Here is a 23,416-nt window from a genome sequence, read left to right as displayed (position 1 = left end):
GAGATTAAATAATTTCTATAAGCTTTTTCTTTGCAGCTAAAACACCTTAATTAAGAGTGTTTTAGCTGCAAAATTGCGTCTTTCAAAATTCTATTATGGTCAAAAGCCAGCTTAGTAGGAAAAGGGTTAATTTTTATCCAACGAGCATCACAAGCATCATCATTACCTGCAATAGGTGTTTTAGCTAGCTTATCAGGCAAAAGTAGTGCAAAAACAGTTGAACGACTCCAAGCCTGCGGGCTATCACGTGGATCACGTCCTTCACCTTCATAACTACCAACATAAATCAATTCTGACTCTAAATGCTTGATATCTAAACTAGTTTCCTCCAGTAGTTCTCTTACACAAGCTTCACGAGCAGTTTCTTTTCCTGCCTTCCAATATGTTCCACGTGGAGCATCCGTTAGCTGAAAACCTCCAGGTAATGCCCATTTCCCAGGCTCTGCCATAGCATCATCATCACGACGAATTAGCAAAACTTCCTTTTCTTTTGTTTCAGGATTATTACGAATTAAAACAATGTCTACCGTAAGATTTGCTCCTAAATGCCAATAAGGTTCATTGGTTGAATGCCAAGGTTTGTTATATTCTAAAGCTAACAACACCTCTTTAGCACTAGTAAATGCACGTTCTGGGCGTTGTTCAGCATGCAAAGAACTTGCCCCTTCTGGGCCTTTCATAAGTAAGTAATTTAATCTAAGATTATTAGCGGCTTGTATTTCATCACTAACAATATTGCCTCCACCAATAAATAGACATATAGCATGGTGCTCTTTCATAAGCTGATAAAGTCCTGCTGCTTTATCATAAAGGTCTTCAGCCACAATACAGGCGTGTGTAGCACTATTTTTTTCTAGCCACAATGGAGGGGTTTCTTTTACCAAAGTAGCTAGCACAGTAAAACCTAAAGGCATTGCTCGTTGCTCTACAACATTAGCAATTCCTCGCTTAGTTCCACCAATAACAATTACTACCATTTTAGGATCAAGCTGTGCAAATAGCTCGTCTAAAAGCTGATAGATTTTTTCTTGTTGCTCTAGGGAAATTTTCTCCCAGCTTTTATACCATGCCCCAGCAATTGAAATAACTTGCTTTCCTTTTAATAAGTTATTAACCTCTTTATCATTTAATAAAGTGATTCCTATTTCTTCTAAACGATTTAATAAAGCTTGATCTCTGGCAACTTTAGCGGATTGTTTAAGTGCTAAAACTTCTGGTGTGTAATATTTTTTAGGTAAATCTCTTGGCACAGAAAAATTTACTTGTTTATCTTTATCCCAAACCTTTCTTTTAAGTAAATATGCTTTTTCAGTTTCTTGAATTTTGGCTAAATCTTCTTTAGTAACACCTGCAAGTAAAGCTGCTTGAACTTCACTATTTGCTGCTGTTTGGTAGATTCCATAACCATCAGTTCCTAGTACAACAGCTATTTCTTGGTCTAAATATTTTTTTATAGGTACTTCGCGGGTTGTTTGAATATTATTTAGTGCTAGATTGGAATTAAGATTAAACTCTACTATTGCTTGTATGTTTTTTAACTCTCTTAAAGTCTGCTCATCAACGCCAAAAAGCCCATGTCCAATTCTTAATTGCACTTTATAATTTTTAGTTAACTCCATAGCAGCACGAATATTTTCAGGGTGTGCTGGATTTTCTCCAGCATGCACTCGGATAACAAAACCTGGATAATTTTGGTCAGCCCATTTTGCAATTTCTGTAATTTGTTGTGCAAAAGCATAAGTTGAATTAGTTTCATGCCCTAGAAAATCTACCCCCACTATATAAGGACTAGCTGACATTTGCTTAAGCTGTTCTATATAATCTAAATCCCATTCTAAATCATCACTACGACCAATAGCAGCCAAAAACCTAATTGTTAAACCTGTTTCCTTCTCTATTTTAGGAAGTTCTTTATGTAGTAATTCTAAATAACTAGAGTAAATAACATTAGCAAAAGAAAGCTCAATATATTTAACAGCCATTCTTTGATAATCTTTAGCAATTTGCCAACAAAGAGCAATAAAGGTTTTTATATTTTTTGTAATAGGAGAGCGTAACTTATAAATTTTCTCCATTCCAACAAAAGGAACCCGACGATCTAAAGGAATAGACAAACGTTGGACTAAAATATTTTGTAATTCTGTTGATAAATTAGCTAAAGGTAGAGGTTCTTTTTCTATAGTATGAATGCCTGCAAGTTCAAGTATTTCAATAGGATAACTAAGATTATATTCTCTCCCAATCCTAATTAAATCTTTTGCAGAAACACAACCTGCAAAATGTGTGTGTAAGTCTGTAGTAATTACATTAGATAAATTTGCTGCTATTTCTTTGACTGGATGAGGAAAACCATTTTGAGCTAAAAAGCGGGTTTCAAAAGGTGAAAGTGTGTAATAAGTGTCTATAATTAGTGATAAATCTATAATCTTAATAGTAGCTAATTTTATCTGCTCAAATTTACCTAAATAAACAATGATAATTTCATTTGTTAAAGGAAAAGCTGTTTGGTCTAATTCGCTCATAAAACAGAGCTTTTGTTCTTTTAGCTGAAAAAACAAATTTTGCTTAAAATTATTATGTAAAGTAGAACGACGATCTAAACCATTATGAGCTAATTTAATTAGCAATTTATCCTGCGCTAAAAAAAAATTTCTAAGTAATGTTCAGAGTATTTATCTAAGGATAATTTTTTAACTTCCATTTTATTTGCTTAAACTCTAGCAATATTTCGCAAGAATTTGTTTTTTACACACTTATTAAACCAAAGCTAATTATTAAACTATTGAAAATGCAATGTGTTAGCAAATTAGCTCTATTGGCATAGTTTTTGTTTATTAACAAAAATTAGAAATTTTGAATAAGGAGATAATTACCATGTTTAGTTATAAATTAATCAACTATATCCTAGCAATATTTCTAATACTATGTTCTTTTACTGCTAACAATTTGACATATGCTCAAACATCAGCAGAAACCATCAAGACAATTACCGTAACAGTAAAAGAAAAGAAAAATCGTTTTGTTCCTGAGTTACAAGCAAGTGATTTTCAAGTTTACCAAGATGGGGTCTTATCACCAATAGTTTTTGTTCAACCTAGCAATCAAGCACCTCTAAATCTAGCAGTAGTGATGCAAGAGGGTTTAGAGCAATTTAATTTAGAGATTAATAGCATTAAACAATTTATTACCAATTTGCCTACAGGTTCAAAAATAATGGTAGTTTATGCTAAAGATAATTTTGTTACTGTTGCCCAAGAATTTACCACTGATTTAACGCAAGCAGCCAGCAAAATCCGTGTAACAGATTCTTTTAGTAGTTTTGCTGTTAATCCTTATTGGGACTTAAAAGGAGTCTTGCCTTATTTTAACGGCCTTGAACAAGAACGTAATGAAATATTATTTATTTCTGATGGTTTTGACCCTTCTAATGGCAAATTTTCTACAGCAACTTCTAATCTTTATTTAGACCAAGTAATGAGAGAAGCACAAAAAAACAATGTAGTAATTTTCTCGATTTTTGCACCTTCCGCTAGAGTAAAAAATTTCTTTGCTCAAAATACCGGAATTAATTCTCTTATTTACTTAAGTGAACAAACAGGAGGACAAGCTTTTTATACTAATTCTGGTTATGTAACTTTTGATGTCCCATTACAAAAATTTGCACAACTGCTTAAACAACAATATGTTATTTCTTATATAAGTAGTGGGATTGGTAAAAAATACTATCAAGTCAAAGTTACTACAGATTTTTCTAACTTAACAGTTTTAGCTACAAAGGAGTTTCATTTTTAACTTCTAAGTTAGCAATTTATATGGCTAAGTGTAGTTGTGAGTTGACTTAAGAGACTCATATAATGGGAGTATGAAAAAATCATTACTAGGTATATTTAGCGCGATAGTTACACCGTTTGATAAAGACGGACAATTGGATATTACTGCATTAAAAACTAATTTCTCTCGCTGGCAAACAACTCCGCTAGCAGGTTATTTGGTTTTAGGTTCAACTGGTGAAGTTGTTCATTTAGATGAAACAGAAAAAATTGAAGTTTTAACAGCGGCCCGCGCGTCAATTTCCAATGATAAAACAATGATTGTTGGTACTGGACTTCATTCTACTGCTGCAACAATAGCTTTTACTAAGCTAGCGGCTGAATGTGGGGCAGATTACGCGCTAGTTGTTAGTCCACATTATTTTAAAAGCTCAATGACAGCTTTGGCCTTAAGTGCTTATTATCAAGCGGTTGCAGACACTAGCCCTATTCCGGTATTGCTTTACAGTGTCCCTCAATTTACTGGCATAAGTCTAGCTCCAGATTTAATTGGAAAATTATCTGAACATCCAAATATTGTAGGAATTAAAGATAGTTCTGGAGATATGAAAGCTTTAACGCAAACCATTAGTTTAGTTAAAGATAGCTTTATGGTTTTAACTGGTAGTGCGCCAATTCTCTACCCTGCTTTAAGTATTGGCGCACAGGGTGCAATTTTAGCTGTTGCAAATTTTGTCCCTGAGCTTTGCAGCCAAATTTTTCAAGCTGTAATAGATAAAAACAATGCTAAAGCGCGGGAACTTCAATTAAAACTTTTAGTTCTATCAGAACAAATTGCTAGCCGCTATGGTGTTGGTGGTATTAAATATGTAATGGATTTACTAGGTTATAAAGGTGGAACTGTACGTAGCCCACTTCTAATGCCAGATAACAATGCTCAAACAGCAATCAAATCTTTGCTACAAAATACAAATATTTAACTGCATTAATACGTCAGGTAAAATAATGTTATCAACCTTAACAAAATGCCCTAAAAATGTAATTTTGCCAGTATACCTTAAAATTCTTATTTGTATCGTTTTGTTAATTTCTTTTTCAACACCCGTTTTAGCCCAGCAAGAAACGGATGAAAACCCTTTTGCCAACTTTGAAACCATCATTCTACCTAATGGCTTAAAAATCTGGTACAAATATCTGCCAAATGATACTAACGTATCTATTAGCGTCAATATTCCTTACGGCTCAGATCAAGATCCTATTGGTAAAGAAGAACTAGCACATTTTACTGAACATATGCTTTTTAGTGACCATCTTGGTCGAACAGAAGAGCAAATAAAAAAAGAAATAGAAGATTTAGGTGGTATTCGTAATGCAATAACTTTTTTTGACCACACTTTTTATTTTGTGCGAATTAATAAAAAACACGCACCATTTGCACTAGATTGGCTCTATAAAGTTATTTCACCCCATGAAATGAATGAACAAGTTGTAGAACGTCAGCGCGAACCAATAGCACTTGAAGTTGGTGCGCGACCAAGAGAGCTTTTTGACTGGATCAAGGTTTATTACTTAAGTTCCCCTTGGCTAAAACAACCAGACTTTTGGGGTCGGGAATTTGGCGAACAAGCTTTTCCTACACGGGATGATTACCCTTATCAAAGCCTAAATCAAATTACTGCTAAAGACTTAAAAGAGTTTTATGATACTTATTACACTCCAACAGCTATGACTTTAACAATAATTGGCGATATTGACCGTAGTAAAATGCTAGAACAGGTCAATGCTACATTTGCTAATTTAGCTTCTCGAACAGCCCCACAACTATTAACTAAAACAACTGATCCAGGACGTTTTTGGCAACAATATAAATGGGATATTCGTCCTAGTGTTTCTTACTATAATGCTTTTAAGATCTATAATCTAAGCCAAAAAGAACTATTAGGTTTAATGTTTATTAGCCAATTTTTACAAAACCGCTTAAATGATCGTTTGCGCTTTGGTGATAGAAAAGCTACTTATGGTTTTGGGGTTTCAGTAGCACAACGTAGCCCAATAGCATTACTTCAAATTTATGGAAACCTTAAAGAAAGTGAATATAATTTTGCTCGTGAGCTTATAGATAAAGAAATTGAAGCCTTGCGTAAAGCCACTCTTACAGATCAAGAATTTGAAACAGAAAAAGCAATAATAATACGTAAACTAAAAGTAACTAATAGTAAAGCTCAAGATTTAGAAAACTGGGCCAATTACCGTTTCTATAACACACAACATCATAAAGACTTCCCAGATGTAGTTAAGGTGTTTGAAGCAATTACTAAAACAGATATAGAAACACTTGCAAATCAATATTTAGTTAATAACCGTCAGATGCTAGAAGTTAGCTCTATTTCCCCATTAAGCCAAGGTCAAATTTTTATAATTGTTGCACTTTTATTAATTCTTTCTACGGCTGCTACAAAACAATATTTGTTAAAACCATTAAACATGAGTAATTTACGTTATGTAGCTCGATTTCAAATGTCCTTAGCAGTCCGTCTACTGATGTTACTAGGATTTCTTGGGCTAATAATTATCTTAGGTCAAATATTTTTACTTCTTTATCATTTTGTTGCTTATAAATTTACTCTTCAAATTGAAAATTTTTGGTTGCAATGGCTAATTTATTCTTTGATAGGAATGATAGGGGTGTTTTTATTTATAACTTTACTTGCATATTGGCCTAGTAAATTACTTTTATTTAAGAACGCTATAGCAATAAAATATCTTTCCTACCGTGCAGTAATCATTCCTATAGACACTATTAAAGATGTGTCACTACAGAAATTTCCTAGTGTTTGGCTTTCTCGTAGGTTATGGAAATGCCTACCTTTAACACTTGGATTATTTACACCAGGAATTTACTTAAATCTTAATAATGGCTGGTCATATTTTTTCCAAATACGTGATAAAGAAGAATTTCTAAACTTATTAACTGAACTTCAGCAAAAAGAGTCCAAACAATAAGCTTTAAGCTTTATCCTAAGCTATAAACTATTTTAGTAAAATTTTCGTAAGCCAGCACAAGTTTTAGTATTTAACTTAACGACAACAAAGGATTTAATGTGAATCAATCCCAAACATCTTTGTCAACTTTAACTAAAATACCTTTTAACCAAATACCTCATACTTCTAAACTTTTATTAGATTACTGTTCAGAAAAAGTAAATAATTTCTACCCATCACTAGAAAACAACACAGAAGAACCTATTTTTTCTACTAATTTACTAAATTCCCTGCTTAAAACCTCCTCTAAGCTTATCAGACGTTCTTATCAACGTGAGCAAGTTGCAAATGCTTTATTAGAACAAAACCTGCGTTTTGGATCAGGAGAAAAGACGCTAAAAAACATTGAGTTACTACGCGAGTCCGAGACTGTAGCAGTAATAACAGGTCAACAAGCAGGATTATTTAGTGGGCCACTTTTTACCATTTATAAAGCCTTAACAGCTATTAAATTAGCAACAGAGCTTTCTAAAGAAGGACAAAAAGCTATTCCTATTTTTTGGATTGCCAGCGAAGATCATGACTATAAGGAAGTTTCCCACTTTAAAGTTATTAATCGAGATGGGCAACTTACAACAATTTCTCATCAAGCCCAGGGTGAATTAGACTTAACACCTGTTGGAAATCTTCGTATTTCAGAAGAAGTTATAGAAAATATTAATTCCCTACTTTCTAGTCTTCCACAATCAGAGTTTATTGATGAGCTAATAAAAGATTTAAAAGATTCTTACTCTGCCAACTTAGGTTTTGCTGAAGGTTTTGCACGACTGCTAGCCAAAATTTTTGCTAATTATGGTGTAGTATTGCTAGATGCACAAGATAAAAACTTAAAACCCATTGCAAGTCCTATTTTTGAAACAGTTTTGCACAAATCAAAAGAAATTGCTCAAAGCTTAGTTAATCGTAGCCAAATACTAGAAAAATCTGGCTATCACGCCCAAGTGCATACTAGCTTGGATATGGTGCCGCTTTTTCTACTAGAAAATAATCATCGTCTAGCTCTACGTCAACAAGATGAACAATTTAGCTTAAAACACAGTAGTCAAACTTATACTAGCAATCAATTACTAGATAAATTACATAATGATCCTACTTTATTTAGCCCTAGTGTACTATTGCGGCCAATTGTACAAGATTATTTACTTCCTACGGTTGCTTATATAGGTGGGCCAGCAGAAGTAGCTTATTTTGCTCAAATTAGCGCAATTTACCCACTATTTCCTGTTGAGTTTCCTGTAATTATTCCACGTGCAGGGTTTACAATTATTCCTAATCGAGAAAATAATTTATTAAAGAAATGGGAGTTAAACTTTACAGACCTTTTTGCAGGTTTGGAACACACTAAACATCAAGTAATTGAACATCTTTTAGACAAAAATACTATTTCTACTTTTGATGAAACTGAGTTATTGATTAACCAACAACTAGATAAATTAAGCGATAATTTATTGAAGGTTGACCCAACTTTAGCAGAAGCATTAAAAGGAGGAAGAGAAAAAATCTTTTATCAATTACATCATCTAAAAACTCGCTTTATTAATACCAATGCCAAACGAGAAGAAACGCTTGTACGCCAAATTGAAAAGCTCTTTACTCTACTTTATCCAAATAAAAATCTTCAAGAACGAGAGTTAAATATTTATTATTTTTTGGCTAGATATGGCTATGATTTTACAAATACAATTTATAAAAACTTAGACCTAGATTTTACTGCTCACAAAATTTTATATATTTAAAAAACAACGGGGTTAGTTGATAGACTAACCCCGTTGTTTTCACAATAAATACTTGTTTTAGCCAACATTTTCACATAAAAACCATAACAAATTCATGTTCTTCTGTGACATAAAGTTCATGACAAATAATGTTTTTATGTTGCGCAGCAACTTCCCCCATTTTATTTTCTAGTGCAGCAATATCAGTAGCAATATCAGCTTTACCTAAACTAACAGAAGTTATATTAACTGGAATCGAGGGCTGATTCTCTGCATAACCAAGTGTCATAATTATTTGTTTTGTTGCTTCTAAATATTCAATACCAATACTTTTAGCTGCTACTTTAGAATTAATAACAAATTCTTCCATCTGTTTAGCTAGCTCATTAGTAGCAGAATGATTGCCAACAAAAAGCTTAAATTTACTATGTACTTGTTCTTGACTCATTAAAATATTCTCCTAAAAATTTATTGATTCATTGAAGATAAAAACTCAGCATTAGACTTAGACTTAGAGAGTCGTTCAAGAATTAATTCCATAGATTCTACAGGAGATAAAGGATTTAATACTCGTCTTAAAATAAAGATTCGGTTTAAGTCCTCTTTAGGTATTAATAACTCTTCTTTACGTGTTCCAGACTTATTAATATCAATAGCTGGGAAGATACGTTTTTCTACTAGTTTACGCTCTAAGTGAATTTCCATATTACCAGTACCTTTGAATTCTTCAAAAATTACATCATCCATACGAGAGCCTGTATCAATCAAGGCTGTAGCAATAATGGTAAGCGAGCCACCTTCCTCAAGATTTCTAGCAGCACCAAAGAAACGTTTAGGTCTTTGTAGAGCATTAGCATCAACACCGCCTGAAAGAATTTTTCCTGAAGGTGGAACTGTAGCGTTATGAGCGCGTGCTAGTCGGGTAATGGAATCTAGCAAAATAACAACATCTCTTCCATGTTCAACTAGTCTTTTTGCTTTTTCAATTACCATATCAGCAACTTGAACGTGACGTGTAGCAGGTTCATCAAAGGTAGAGCTAATTACTTCCCCTTGAACCGAGCGTTGCATATCGGTAACTTCCTCTGGACGCTCATCTATTAGTAAAACAATTAATGTTACTTCAGGATGATTTCTAGTAATAGAGTTAGCAATTGTTTGTAACAACATGGTTTTACCTGTACGTGGAGGAGAAACAATTAAACCCCGCTGACCTTTACCTATAGGAGTAATCAGGTCTATCACACGAGCAGATAAATTATCTGGTGCTAATTCCATTTTTAAGCGTTCAGAAGGATAAAGAGGTGTTAAGTTATCAAAAAATACCTTATCACGTCTTGATTCTGGAGGCTCAAAATTAATTGCTTCAACTTTGATTAAAGCAAAATATCGCTCACCTTCTTTTGGCGGACGAATTTGACCAGAAATGGTATCTCCGGTTCGCAAATCAAATTTACGAATTTGAGAAGGTGAAACATAAATATCATCGGGGCCTGGCAAATAGTTATAGTCTGGAGCGCGAAGAAATCCAAATCCATCTGGAAGACATTCCAAAACACCTTCAGAAAAGATTAAACCTGATTTTTCTGTCTGCGCTTGCAAGATCTTAAATATAAGTTCTTGCTTACGCATTCCTGTTGCTCCAGGTACATCTAGTTCTTTAGCTATATGGGTTAGTTTGGAAATATTCATTTCCTTTAATGTTGATATATCCAGCAACCCACTATGAGCTTGACTATCTATTTGTTCCTCTACAGATGCGTTAATATTTTTGCGATTACCTCTATTTGACATTTTTGATGAAGTATTTGTATTCACAGTTGTTACACTTTTACTGTGTTAACCAAATCTACTGTTAGTATAAATTATTGACTAACAATAAATTAGAACACTTAATTATTTGGGATTGTTTTATGATTTTAGAGCAGATTAACAAAACAACCTCTACTGCCCCAGATAAGCTAAGAAGAAAAACTTGTATAAATTAATTTAATTCATATACTAAAGCTTTTCATCTGAGAGCCGAGCTAAAATTGCTTTCCAAAGAGAGTCTTTGCCAAAATTCGTTAATGTTGAGTAAGCAATTACTTCTTCTGTAGCTAAAGCAAGCTTAATTTTACTAATTTGGTTACGTAACTGATTATTTGATAATTTATCTGATTTGGTTAAAACTGTTAGGTATGGCCTACCAAGATGCTCAAGCCATGTTTTTACCTGTAAATCTAATTCTGTTGGTAAATGTCTAGAGTCAATTAGCAATATAGTTAACACAAGCTCTTTTCTTTGTGCAAGATATTTTTCTATTAACTCTGCTAATTCTGCTCGCTGCTTCTTTGAAAGACTAGCATAACCATAACCAGGCAAATCTACAAAGTAAAATTTTTGATCAACTAAAAAAAAATTTATTTGTTGTGTTCGCCCTGGTGTATTACTAGTTCGAGCTAGCTTTTTTTTGCCTAGTAAAGAATTAAGTAAGCTAGATTTGCCAACATTAGAACGCCCAATAAAAGCTACTTCTAACCGACCATCTTGCGGATAACCTTCTTTATCTACTGCTCCACGAACAAATGTTGCTTCAGAAACTTTCATTAATCTAATCTAAACTAGTATTTGAACCTGTAGTACTACTAACATCTTGCTGTTCCCAAATAGGAGGCATTGTTGATGCTTTAGCCTCAGATTCATCTATAGCAATTTCCAAGACTTCATCTAAATTATCAACTAAATTAACATCAAAAGAGCTTAATACATCTTTTGGCACTTCAACCAAATCCTTTTCATTATCCTTAGGTATAATAATAGTCTTAATACCAGCACGATGGGCGGCCAGTAATTTTTCTTTCACACCACCTATAGCTAACACTTTTCCTCTAAGGGTAATTTCTCCTGTCATTGCAACATCTTTTCTTACAGGACTATTACTAAGAATTGAAACTATAGCTGTGGCAATTGTAATACCTGCTGAAGGCCCATCTTTGGGTATCGCGCCTTCTGGTACATGGATATGAAGATCATATTTTTTATAAAATGTTGGCGAAATGCCTAATTTAGTAGCTCTAGCACGTACACAGCTTATAGCTGTACGCATAGATTCTTGCATAACTTCACCTAGTTTACCGGTAAGAGTTAATTGTCCTCGCCCAGGCATTAAACTAGTTTCTATTTGCAGTACATCTCCACCTACTTCTGTCCAAGCTAGCCCTGTTGCAACACCAATTTCATTATGTTCATTTGCCATTTGTGGACGGAATTTTATTGGGCCCAAATAATTGCGGACAGATTCTCCTGTAAGAGTTTCTGAGAATACTTCTTTTTCTTTATCACTTAAAATCACATACTTACGGGCAACTTTACGACAAAGGGAAGAAATTTCTCTTTCTAAACTTCTTACACCTGCTTCACGAGTATAATTTTGAATTAAAGCTGAAATAGCCTCATCACCAAATACTATTTTTTCTTTATCTAAACCATTTGCTTCTAGTTGTTTAGGTACAAGATAACGCTTAGCAATTTCTGTTTTTTCTTGTTCTGTATAACCAGAAAGACGAATTATTTCTAAACGATCTTGCAAAGCAGCAGGAATTGTATGCAGTACATTAGCCGTAGCAATAAACATTACTTTTGAAAGATCATACTCTACATCTAAGTAATGATCTTGAAAAGTATTATTTTGCTCAGGATCCAAGACTTCAAGTAGTGCTGAAGATGGGTCGCCTCGAAAATCCATGCCTAATTTATCAATTTCATCTAGTAGCATTAAGGGGTTAACAGTACCAGCTTTTTTCATCATTTGAATAATTTGACCTGGTAAAGCACCTATATAAGTACGTCGATGACCTCGAATTTCTGCTTCATCTCGTACACCACCTAAAGAAAGGCGAACAAATTTGCGGCCTGTAGCACGAGCAATTGAACGTCCAAGGGAAGTTTTTCCAACTCCCGGAGGCCCAACAAAACAAAGTATTGATCCCTTTGGATTTTGTACTAATTGGCGGATTGCTAAAAATTCTAAAATGCGTTCTTTAATCTTTTCTAGTCCATAATGATCAGCTTCTAAAACATCCTCAGCATGTTTTACATCTCTAACTTCAGCAGAAGTTTCTTTCCAAGGTACAGCCAAAAGCCAATCTAAATAATTACGTGAAACAGCAGATTCAGCCGACATAGGCGGCATTTGCTCTAGCCGCTTTAGTTCTGTCATAGCCTTGTTATAAGCATCTGTAGACATGCCAGACGCCTCAATCTTTTTCTTTAGCTCTTCTAGTTCTGCTTTTTCATCTCTACGACCTAATTCTTTATTTATAGCCTTAATTTTTTCATTTAGATAATACTCTTTTTGGGCTTTTTCCATTTGCTTTTTAACTCGCCCTTGAATGGAACGGTCTAATTGCAATTTATCTAACTCTATTTCTACAATTTCAATTAGCCGAATTAATCTTTCATGTAATGGAAAAATTTCTAGCACACCTTGTTTATCTTCAACATTAATTTTTAGGTGGCTAGCTACTGTATCAGCTAAACGGGAAGGATCGTCTATTTGTAAATCACTATGCAAATTATCAACATTTTCTGGGTTTTGTCTTACAAATTGATCAATTAAAGAAGTTAATCTGCCTACCAAAGCATTTATTCTTGGGCTACGCTCTGTTGGTTGGTTAGTTCGACGTATAACAGCTTGCCAGTAATCATCATCCTCATCTATTCTAATTGCTTTAGCACGTTCTAGCCCTTCTACTTGGACTTTGATATTTCCATCAGCTAGTTGTAGGTGTTGAGCAATACGCGCGAGTGTACCAACTCGGTAAACATCGCCTGGATTAGGCTCTTCTAAAGTAGCGTCATGTTGTGTTGCTAAAAAGATTATTCTATCTGTTGCTAAAGCTTTTTGTAGTGCAACGACTGAAGGATGGCGACCAATCTTAAAACGTACTACTGTATAAGGAAAGACAACAACGTCACGGATAGGAACCATAGGATAGCGAACAACGTCGTCTGGCATACCGTCATGAAATTCTTGCATAGCTTTATTACCTTTATATCAAAAGCAAAAAATTTTTGCTAACTGTTAAATTTTACTAACTAACCTGCTTTTTCTAGTACAGGGAAATTAGCTCTATGGTTTTCCACCATTTCACGAGTTACCACAAATTCTTTTACTTTCTTTTGTGATGGAAGAGAATACATTGCTTCTAACATTAGCTCTTCCAAAATCATTCGCAAACCTCGTGCGCCTACTTTACGCTCGCAGGCTTGTCTAGCTACTGTTTGCAAAGCATCATCTGTAAATCTTAATTTAACATTATCCCATTCAAATTGCTTTTGATATTGTTTTACCAAAGCATTTTTTGGCTTGGTAAGAATTTCTATCATTGCAGCTTCGTCTAACTCATGCAAAGTACCTATAACTGGCAAGCGTCCAACAAATTCTGGAATTAACCCATATTTTATTAAATCTTCTGGTTGTGATTGTTCTAAAATATTGGTTGAACGAGAAAATCTATTTTCCACCTTAGCGTGAAAACCTAAAGCTTTCTTACCTATACGACGTTCGATAACTTTATCAAGGCCAACAAAAGCCCCACCACATATAAATAAAATATTAGTAGTATCTACAGGGAAAAACTCTTGATGTGGATGTTTACGACCACCTTGAGGAGGAACATTAGCTACAGTGCCTTCTAAGATTTTTAGTAATGCTTGTTGTACACCTTCACCAGAAACATCTCGAGTAATAGAAGGATTTTCATCTTTGCGGCAAATTTTATCTACTTCATCAATATAGATAATACCTTGTTGTGCGCGTTCAATGTCCCCATTAGCACTCTGTAAGAGCTTAAGAATGATGTTTTCTACATCTTCACCAACATAACCAGCTTCGGTTAATGTGGTAGCATCAACAATACAAAATGGAACATTAAGCATTCTTGCCAGAGTTTGAGCAAGTAAGGTTTTACCTGTACCTGTTGGGCCAACTAGAAGAACATTGCTTTTTTGGATTTCTACATCTACTTGAGTGCGTCGTCGAACCATTTCTATACGTTTATAGTGTTGATAAACAGATACAGCAAGTTTTTTCTTTGTTTCATCTTGACCTATAACATAATCATCCAAGAATTCTTTGATTTCTGTTGGTTTAGGCAAGGCTGGACGGTGGGCTTGAGCATCTTGATTTGCATCATCTGTAATGATTTCATTACAGATATCTATACATTCATTGCAAATGTATACTGTTGGCCCGGCAATGAGTTTTTTAACCTCATTTTGAGTCTTCCCACAAAAAGAACAACGTAATGTTTCATCTCGTCTCAAAATCTTAACTCCGCCATATCTTAACTTAAAATATCTTAAAACCTAAGCTAGAAAGTTTAATATGTTTTAGTTATTCACGCTCTGTAATAACCTGGTCTATTAAACCATATTCTTTTGCTTGATAAGCACCCATAATTCTATCACGCTCAACATCAGTTTCTATTATTTCAAATGGTTGTCCTGTATGTTTAGCTAGGATTTCACTTGTTAGCTTTCTCATTCTCATTAGCTCTTCTGCATGAATACGTACATCAGTTGCTTGACCAGAAATTCCACCTACAGAAGGTTGATGTATTAAAATTCGTGAATTAGGCAATGCAAATCTTTTGCCCTTTGTCCCTGCTGTTAGAAGTAATGCTCCCATAGAAGCACATTGTCCAACACAAATAGTTGTTACATCAGGGCGGATAAATTGCATTGTGTCATAAATTGCCATTCCTGCTGTTATAGAACCACCAGGACTATTTATATATAAGGAAATATCTTTATCTGGATCTTCTGCTTCTAGGAAAAGTAGTTGTGCTACTACTAAATTAGCAATAGTGTCATCAATTGGTGTACCAATAAAAATAATGTTGTCTTTTAGTAGGCGAGAATAGATGTCATAAGCTCGCTCTCCCCGACTAGTTTGTTCAACGACCATTGGTACTAAGGCTGCATAGGGATGGCTCATAATTTTTCTTACTCTTTAGGTTGGTGTTAAATGTATTGAGTTAAATTTTTGGTTTTACCTATATCACTAAGATAGCTTTAACTATCTTAGTGATATCACAATATGCGCTAGTTAATTATACTAAACTAACTTTTACTTTCTTCGGCAGATGTCTCTTTAGAACTTTCTGCTTCGCTATGATCATGTTCATGCTCGTGGTCATGGTTATGACCATGTTCATGCTCGTGGTCATGATTATGACCATGTTCATGGTGGTGATGATGATCATGCTTATCTAGTTCTTCACTAGATACTTGCTCTTCAACAATTTCTGCACTTTTGATAATTAAATCTAAGACTTTATTATTGCGCAACTTACTTTTGATACTATCGATTGCTCCATCCTTTGTCAAGACGCTCTTGGTAGCTTCCAAAGTCATTTTAACTGACTCAGCAATTGGTCTAAGTTCTTGATCTAATTCATCTTCTAGGACTTCAATATTTTCTTTTTGTGCAATTTTTTCTAAAACTAAAGCCCAACGTACATCTCTTGTTGCTACACCGCGTTGAGCATCCATCATGCCTGCCCAATCTATGTTAGTTGTACGAGGATCTAAGCCTTGGCGGGCTAGAGTATGAATAAAGTTTTGAAGGCGTTCTTTAGTTTGGCCTTCTACTAAAAACGTTGGAACTTCAAAGTCATAATCTGAAAGTAGTTTTTCTAGTAAAGCATCTTTTAATCTATCTTCTGCTTCTGCTTTAGCTGCTGTTTCAAAGCTTTCACGAGTTTTTTGTTTTAAGTCAGCTAAATTTTCATAGTCCCCTAAACCTTGAGCAAAATCATCATCAAGTGCAGGTAATTCTTTTACTTTTATAGAGTTTAATTTAACTTTGTACTCTACTTCATGGCCTGCTAGGTTAACATCTCCTGCATCTTCTGCATATTTTACAGTAAAGCTTTTTTCTTCCCCTATTTTCACACCACGAAGATTTTCTGTAAATTCGGCTTGTGTATGGGGAGAATTAACTTCTAGTTGTTGACCTTCGGTGACAATATCTTCAGACTCTTGATCCAAGTATTTTCCATGTACATCTACACTAACAAAATCTCCGTCTTGTGCTGCTCTATCTTCTACAGGATTTAAGGCAGCTTGTTGTTGACGAAGTGTTTCAAGCTGACGGTCTATCATCTCATCTGTAACTATTCTGATTTTTTTTGTTATAGGTACATTACGATATTCTTTTAACTCAAATTCTGGCAATACTTCTACCTTAGCCTTAAATACTAAAGCTTTTCCATCATCAAGGGTAAGCTCATCAATATCTGGCTCTCCAACAACTGCTAGCTTGTTATCAACAATGGCAGATTCTAAGAGATTTGGGAGCATATCACGCATTACTTGATCACGAATTTCTTTACGAAACCGTGTTTTTACAACTGAAAGAGGGACACGTCCACGACGAAAGCCTGCAATATTAGCATTTTGAGCAACCATTTTAGAAACACGTAAAAAATTCTCAGAAACTTTTTCTGCTGCTACTTCTACTAGAATTTGTTTCTTACAAGATGATAAATCGACTATTTCAACTTTTTGCACTTTATCAAAACCTCATTTCATCAAAAAAATCTATGCTTAACTCTACAATTTAGATATGTATCAGGAAAAAGAAAATCTTATATTGATTTTAGTCAACTTAGGTAAGTTTTCTGCAATAGCATCTGTTGACTGTTTTGGATTAGTTCCTGAGATGTGAGTAAAATAGGTAGATAACAAGCTTTACCCGCTAATATAATGAATTTACCTAAGCTTAATCAGCTATTTAATGAATTTATATGATGCGAAAGGGGGGACTTGAACCCCCATAGGTCGCCCTACTAGATCCTAAGTCTAGCGCGTCTGCCAATTCCGCCACTTTCGCAAAACTTAGCTTAAAGGTTATTAGTTTGATTATTTTTTCAAAACAGCTAAAAAGCTTTAATAATTGTTAGCCAGTAGTATAGAGAGATAGGTATTTTTGGTCAATTCTGCTTGCCGTAGCTACTTGCTACAGCAAGGCTAAAAATTAACTCCTAATTTAACTAATCCGCTTTCTTACGCATAAAGGTAGGAATATCTAAATCATCTCGCCTAATATCTTCTCTATTATTTCTATTATCCAAAGGTTTAGTTGAAACTGGCTGATTAATAGCTGTAGTTGAAGGTATTGAATAGCTTCTAGTTGGTACAGGTTGAGTGCCAGCCATTCTATCAAAACCTGTTGCAATAACAGTTATCTTCATATTATCAGCCATTCTTTCATCAATTACCGCACCAAAAATAATATTAGCCTCATCATCAGCAGCTTCTCGAATTATGGTTGAAGCCTCGTTAACTTCATGTAATGTTAAATCTGGCCCACCTGTAATGTTAACCAAAATTCCTTTTGCTCCTTCAATAGAAGCTTCCTCAAGCAGTGGGCTAGCAATAGCTCTTTGTGTAGCTTCAACTGCTCGATTCTCTCCATGAGATGAGCCTGTTCCCATTAACGCAATACCCATACCTTGCATAATAGTTTTTACATCAGCAAAGTCTAAATTTATCAGCCCAGGAACAGTAATTAAATCTGAAATACCTTGCACAGCTTGACGCAGCACATCATCCGCAACTCTAAAAGCATCTTGTAAGGAAGTGTTTCTTTCTACTGTATGAAGTAATCTTTCATTAGGGATAGTAATAACAGTATCTACACATTCGCGTAGTTCGGCCAAGCCTCTTTCAGCTTGTAACATACGACGGCGACCTTCAAAAGCAAATGGCTTAGTAACTACTGCTACAGTTAAAGCCCCTAGTTCTGTTGCAAGACTAGCAACTATTGGAGCGGCCCCTGTACCAGTTCCACCGCCTAGACCAGCGGTAATAAAAACCATATCTGCGCCTTCTAAAACTTCAATAATTTTTTCTGTATCATCAATTGCTGCTTGACGGCCAATGTCTGGATTTGCGCCTGCACCAAGACCTTTGGTTAGTTTTGCACCTATTTGTAGCTTTATAGGTGATTGAGAGCGTCCTAACACTTGTAAATCCGTGTTAGCTACTAAAAATTCTATACCTTCAACCCTAGCTTCTATCATTCTGTTAACGGCGTTACCACCACCACCGCCAACACCTATTACTTTAATGCATGCTCCGCTTACTGGGGGATCATCAGCAAATTTTAAGTTCAATGTGTCACCTTTATCCGTTGCCATACGGAGACTCCATTCTGTGTTTTTCTATTATTTTAATAGCTTGTTAATACTTAGGGAAAACCTTATATGTGGTGTGTTTTGTTAGTGCATACTACAACAGATTTTTGCTTGTCACCACAGTATTTTCCGAAAAAGATAAAAACTTTCTACTTAGGAAAATAAAGACATATATAACTACCAAAAGCCATCCTAGAGATCAAAATATATTGGCGATCCACTCCCTGATCTTAGATGCCTTACGTTTTAAGCTGCTAGTATTTTTTAGATAGTTACGCATATTACCATATTTACTTTTATAACCACTTAGAACTAGACCTAGAGCGGTGGCATACTCTGGACTAGCAATTTCTTCTGAGAGACCGCCAACACCTTGTGGAAGACCACGGCGAGCAGGTAAATCTAAAATTTGTTCAGCAATTTCTGGGATTCCAGGAAGTAGACTTCCACCTCCTGTTAAAACAATGCCGCTAGAAATTTGGCGTTCATAACCAACACGTTGAATTTCATCTTGGATTTGACAGAAAATTTCTTCGGCTCTAGGCTGTAAAATCTCACATAAAGTATATCGGGAAAGAGGGCGAGCAGGTTGTCCCCCAACGCTAGGAATTTCTAGCATTGATTGACGTTCGTTTTCATCTAACAAATGACTTAAAGCACAACCTGATTGACGCTTAATTCTTTCTGCTTCAGGTACAGGTGTACGTAGTCCAACGGCAATATCATTAGTAAAATGATTGCCTCCAACAGGAAAAACGGCTGTATGACGAATAGCACCACGTTGAAAGATTGCCAATTTTGTTGTTTCCCCACCAATATCTATTAAAGCTGTGCCATATTCACGTTCATCTTCTGTTAGAACCGCATTGGCAGCAGCTAGAGGCTCTAGCATAGTGTCCAGAACTATCATACCTGATCGATTAACACTTGTCACAATGTTTTGTCTAGCTGTTATTGGTGAAGTGACAATATGAACAGCAACTTCTAATCTCATGCCTAACATACCCAAGGGGTCGCCGATTCCATCTTGTTCATCAACTGTAAATTCTTGTGGTACAACATCAACAATTTCTCTATCTGAAGGCACAGACACAGCACTAGCCTGATCAATAACTCGTTTTATATCATCGGCTCCTATTTCTCTATTACGTCTTGATACTGCAACAACTCCCTTACTGTTATAGCCTTTAATATGTGCGCCAGCTAGTCCAACATAAACTTGTTCTACAGTAAAACCTGCCATTTGTTCCGCAATTTCTACAGCACGTTTAATTGAATCAACCGCTAGGTCAAGATTTACCACTACGCCCTTACGTAATCCTTTGGACTCAGTGCTACCAACACCAACAATTTCTAAGCGGTCTTGTTCATTTATTTCTGCTAAGACTACACGCACACGACTTGAGCCAACATCAAGACCAACTATTTGAGGATTTTGTTTTGGCATAAAATTACCTCTCTTTTTGAGCTACTGGATTTTTCTGTGTAGCTTCTTTATTTTGTGACGATTTTGCGGATCTAATCGCAATTTGTGTAGGGTGAACAACACTAATAAATCGTATTTGTTCGGCTTGTTGTAAAATTTGAGGATCTAAAAGTTTGTAGTCTCTTAACTTTGTTAAATCTCGGTTGCGTAGTGCTGAAAGTATATCTAAAGCCCTTGTTAAACGTGCGCGAAAATCTCTATCACCTAAATCAACCTCTACAGAACCTTCTGAAAGTTGAACTCTTATGTCTTTTAAGTTAGATAAATCTATTTCCTCAATAAGCGGAGAAAATTTCTTTGGCCCACCATCAAAAGCTGTCATCAACTGTTTATACATAGACACTTTATCTAAATTCTCTGCCTGTGTGCTTGCAACTGTTTCACGTACAAAACCTGTAGCAAGTGGCGGTAATTCTTTATCTAAAGCATTATCATATTCACCTAAAATAACAGCTTCCTCATCCATCCAAACAGGAATTTGTTCCTCCTCAAAGCGAACAAGAATTAAAGGTTTTCTTTCTTCAACACGAATACGTAAAGTATCAGGTAAAATACGAATTACTTGAGCTTTTCTAATCCAAACAAAGGATTGAAGTTGTGTTTGAATCTTTTTTAAGTTTGTAGCAAAAAGCGCACTAGATAAATTATTTTTTATTGCTTTTTCAATTTCCGCTGAACTAATACGAGAGTTACCGCTTACTTCAACATTACGCAAGTTAAATGCTGGCAAGGAAACTACGCTATTATAAAGAAAAACAATTACTACTAAACATCCAATAGCAGCACCAATTTTTAAGGCTATTCGGCTATAGCCATGTACTTTTTCCCAATCTATAGGTGCAATTTTAATGCTTTTAGTAGAACGTGCGTTGCGCTTTCTTGGTGTAACTACTTGTTTAATTTTCTCACTTGCCATATAAAAAAACTCCTACCGCCAAACTTCCAAGGCCAAGCTTAACTCTACACCTGAATGTTGTTTAACTTTGTCTTTGACCTGCTCAATTAAATCTAACACTTCTGTTGCTTTAGCATTACCATTATTAATAATAAAATTAGTATCATGTAGAGAAATCATCGTTTGACCACAAGAAAAACCTTTTAAGCCAGCATTTTCTATTAGTTTTGCGCTTGAAAATCTACCTACTTTTTCTGTAAAAATTGGCCCAGTGCCTATTAAATGATCTCGTCTTTTTTTCAATTGACGATTAACTTTTTCAAGTAACTTTTTTTTATAACCTTCAGAGTTATTACCAAAAACTTTTAGCTCTGCTCCTAACACTAGGCGTAAGTATTTTTCCTTTTCTATATCAGTAAAATGATAGAGTTCATAGCCAGGCATTTTTACTATCTTACCTTCACTAATACAAGTAAAACTTTCAATAGAAGAAAGAAACAAGTCTTTATTATCTCTATGGTGAATTACCGCGCCTAAAGTCCCTAGATAAGGAACAAATTTTTCCAAGCGACAAAATCCACGCTCAACAATTGCAACAGCTAATTTTGACATTCTATAGCCGCAATGAACTTGTACAATATTATTCTTAAAGAGCAAAACTTCTTCTAAAAGTTTTAAGCTAATTGCAACTCGGCTAATAGGTGCATCTTGGGCAATTATTCGGCTACCCATCCCCAAAGCAGACCAATTAATTCTAGCTTTATCAAGTTCTGCTATTAATTGGGCTGCGGCTTCTGGTGTTTCTGGATAAGCAATTGCGTCAATTTCTCCACCTACACCTAGAGCCGTATGGTTGCGCATTTTCTGACCACAACGTAGCGTTACTTCTAGTTGCTGACAAATTTCTGTAATTTGCTCTCTTATCTCCATTTGCGCTTATTGAACCTACAAAACCTTTAATAATTCTTCTCCAGCTTGCCAAACATTGCCAGCACCCAGAGTTAAAACTAGATCTCCGGCCCGAACAATTTCTTTTAGGCTAGAGGCACCGTTGCTAACCGGGCCTATATAAGCAACATCTCTATGACCAAACTGCTCAATACTGCTAGCCAGATTTTGAGAATTAATTCCCTCAATTGGATCTTCGCTAGCTGCATAAATATCAGCGAGTCTAAGCACATCTGCCTCGTAAAAAGCACGGGCAAATTCATCATAAAGATGCTTTGTCCTGCTATAGCGGTGAGGTTGAAAGAAGACAACTAAACGTCTTCCGCTACTTTTTGCTGCTGCTAAAGTAGCTTTGATTTCTGCTGGATGATGTCCATAGTCATCCACCACCAAAATATCATTTTTCTCGCCCTTAATTTGAAAACGACGGTCAACACCGTGATATTGAGCAAGTGAAGCAGAGATTTTTTCAAAATCAATGTTTAGGTCTAGCCCAACAGCAATTGCAGCTAAAGCATTATAAATATTATGCTGGCCTGGAACCTGTAATTTAACTCGTCCTAAGTCGCGGCCTCGGTCACGAACACTAAATTCTGAGCCAAATTTATCTGTTAGCTTAATATTTACAGCAGAAATATATGCTTGAGCAGAAAAGCCATAAGTAATTAATTGACGCTTAACTTGTGGGATGATTGACTGAACATTAGCGTCATCTAAACATAAGATAATACTTCCGTAAAACGGGACTTTATTAACAAAATCAATAAAATGCTGACAAATTTCGCTTAAATCCTTGTAATAGTCTAGGTGTTCGCGGTCAATATTAGTAACAATTGCAATGGTTGGAGAGATTTTTAAGAAAGATCCATCGCTTTCATCAGCTTCTACAACCATAAATTCACCGCGTCCAAGCTTTGCATTACTTCCAAAAGCATTTACTCGTCCACCAACAACAATTGTTGGGTCAAGTCCTGCTAGATTTAACACTAGCCCAATCATTGATGTAGTCGAGGTTTTACCGTGCGCACCTGCAACAGCAATTCCATATTTAAGGCGCATCAGTTCAGCCAGCATTTCAGCACGTGGAATAACAGGAATTTGACGACTTTTTGCTATAACTACTTCGGGATTATCCATGCGAACGGCTGAAGAAATGACGACAACATCAGCACCCTTAACATTATCAGCCGAATGGCCTTCGTAAATAGTGCCTCCCAATGCTGACAGACGTTCAGTTACAGGAGAAAGCTTTACATCTGAGCCACTAACCCCATAGCCTTGATTAAGTAAAACTTCTGCAATACCACTCATTCCAATTCCGCCAATACCTACAAAATGGATATGTCTATAGCGTTTAAACATTTATCTTAGGG

17 protein-coding genes and 1 tRNA gene are annotated in these 23,416 nt (G+C 35.4%); 4 read left to right on the top strand and 14 right to left on the bottom strand.

All coding sequences use genetic code 11. The annotated features are described in order from the left end of the window. Nucleotides 1-50: 50 nt before the first annotated feature. On the bottom strand, nt 51-2,627 hold the full coding sequence (locus tag IPK14_06560) for an NUDIX domain-containing protein (protein ID MBK7993084.1): 2,577 nt from the start codon (nt 2,625-2,627) through the stop codon (nt 51-53). 247 nt (nt 2,628-2,874) lie between these two features. Between IPK14_06560 and IPK14_06555 the strand changes: the two genes are divergently transcribed. The 4 genes from IPK14_06555 to bshC all read left to right on the top strand — a co-directional run bounded on the left by IPK14_06555 (nt 2,875) and on the right by bshC (nt 8,548). Then, entirely contained in the window at nt 2,875-3,792 is a 918-nt protein-coding gene (locus IPK14_06555) for a hypothetical protein (protein ID MBK7993083.1), read from the top strand. Nucleotides 3,793-3,862: 70 nt separating this feature from the next. Continuing rightward, nucleotides 3,863-4,750, top strand: a complete 888-nt coding sequence (locus IPK14_06550) for a dihydrodipicolinate synthase family protein (protein MBK7993082.1) — start codon at nt 3,863-3,865, stop codon at nt 4,748-4,750. Between the two features lie 25 nt (nt 4,751-4,775). Next, nucleotides 4,776-6,773 (top strand): insulinase family protein, encoded by a 1,998-nt coding sequence (locus IPK14_06545; GenBank protein ID MBK7993081.1) that lies wholly within the window; start codon nt 4,776-4,778, stop codon nt 6,771-6,773. 98 nt (nt 6,774-6,871) lie between these two features. Further along, entirely contained in the window at nt 6,872-8,548 is a 1,677-nt protein-coding gene (gene bshC / locus IPK14_06540) for a bacillithiol biosynthesis cysteine-adding enzyme BshC (protein ID MBK7993080.1), read from the top strand. 70 nt (nt 8,549-8,618) lie between these two features. On the opposite strand, the gene IPK14_06535 is transcribed toward bshC, so the two are convergent. From IPK14_06535 to IPK14_06475, 13 genes are all read right to left on the bottom strand, one after another. Then, on the bottom strand, nt 8,619-8,975 hold the full coding sequence (locus IPK14_06535; GenBank protein ID MBK7993079.1) for a hypothetical protein: 357 nt from the start codon (nt 8,973-8,975) through the stop codon (nt 8,619-8,621). A 20-nt stretch (nt 8,976-8,995) separates the two neighbouring features. Then, nucleotides 8,996-10,243 carry a transcription termination factor Rho gene (gene rho, locus IPK14_06530; GenBank protein MBK7993078.1) on the bottom strand — a complete coding sequence of 416 codons (1,248 nt, stop codon included), beginning with the start codon at nt 10,241-10,243 and terminating at the stop codon, nt 8,996-8,998. Nucleotides 10,244-10,528: 285 nt separating this feature from the next. Then, on the bottom strand, nt 10,529-11,116 hold the full coding sequence (locus IPK14_06525; protein MBK7993077.1) for a YihA family ribosome biogenesis GTP-binding protein: 588 nt from the start codon (nt 11,114-11,116) through the stop codon (nt 10,529-10,531). A 4-nt stretch (nt 11,117-11,120) separates the two neighbouring features. Then, nucleotides 11,121-13,547, bottom strand: a complete 2,427-nt coding sequence (gene lon / locus IPK14_06520) for an endopeptidase La (GenBank protein ID MBK7993076.1) — start codon at nt 13,545-13,547, stop codon at nt 11,121-11,123. 59 nt (nt 13,548-13,606) lie between these two features. After that, nucleotides 13,607-14,836 (bottom strand): ATP-dependent Clp protease ATP-binding subunit ClpX, encoded by a 1,230-nt coding sequence (gene clpX, locus IPK14_06515; protein ID MBK7993075.1) that lies wholly within the window; start codon nt 14,834-14,836, stop codon nt 13,607-13,609. Between the two features lie 70 nt (nt 14,837-14,906). Then, nucleotides 14,907-15,509 carry an ATP-dependent Clp endopeptidase proteolytic subunit ClpP gene (gene clpP / locus IPK14_06510; protein ID MBK7993074.1) on the bottom strand — a complete coding sequence of 201 codons (603 nt, stop codon included), beginning with the start codon at nt 15,507-15,509 and terminating at the stop codon, nt 14,907-14,909. A gap of 125 nt (nt 15,510-15,634) precedes the next feature. Next, nucleotides 15,635-17,086, bottom strand: a complete 1,452-nt coding sequence (tig, locus tag IPK14_06505; protein MBK7993073.1) for a trigger factor — start codon at nt 17,084-17,086, stop codon at nt 15,635-15,637. Nucleotides 17,087-17,326: 240 nt separating this feature from the next. Beyond that, nucleotides 17,327-17,408: transfer RNA gene (locus IPK14_06500), tRNA-Leu, on the bottom strand. Nucleotides 17,409-17,568: 160 nt separating this feature from the next. Then, a complete protein-coding gene (gene ftsZ, locus IPK14_06495; protein ID MBK7993072.1) occupies nt 17,569-18,717 on the bottom strand; it encodes a cell division protein FtsZ in 1,149 nt (382 codons plus the stop codon). Between the two features lie 196 nt (nt 18,718-18,913). Next, complete coding sequence (gene ftsA, locus IPK14_06490) at nt 18,914-20,161, bottom strand: cell division protein FtsA (GenBank protein ID MBK7993071.1); 1,248 nt, start codon at nt 20,159-20,161, stop codon at nt 18,914-18,916. A 4-nt stretch (nt 20,162-20,165) separates the two neighbouring features. After that, complete coding sequence (locus tag IPK14_06485; GenBank protein MBK7993070.1) at nt 20,166-21,116, bottom strand: FtsQ-type POTRA domain-containing protein; 951 nt, start codon at nt 21,114-21,116, stop codon at nt 20,166-20,168. Between the two features lie 12 nt (nt 21,117-21,128). After that, nucleotides 21,129-22,025: an FAD-binding protein gene (locus IPK14_06480; GenBank protein ID MBK7993069.1), complete on the bottom strand. Its 897-nt coding sequence runs from the start codon at nt 22,023-22,025 to the stop codon at nt 21,129-21,131. Between the two features lie 15 nt (nt 22,026-22,040). Then, on the bottom strand, nt 22,041-23,405 hold the full coding sequence (locus tag IPK14_06475) for a UDP-N-acetylmuramate--L-alanine ligase (GenBank protein MBK7993068.1): 1,365 nt from the start codon (nt 23,403-23,405) through the stop codon (nt 22,041-22,043). Between the last annotated feature and the right edge of the window lie 11 nt (nt 23,406-23,416).

This window comes from Blastocatellia bacterium (assembly GCA_016713405.1).
Classification (GTDB): Bacteria; Acidobacteriota; Blastocatellia; order Chloracidobacteriales; family JADJPF01; genus JADJPF01.
Note: the sequence above shows the minus strand (reverse complement) of the source record. Positions and strands in the feature narration are given on the sequence as shown.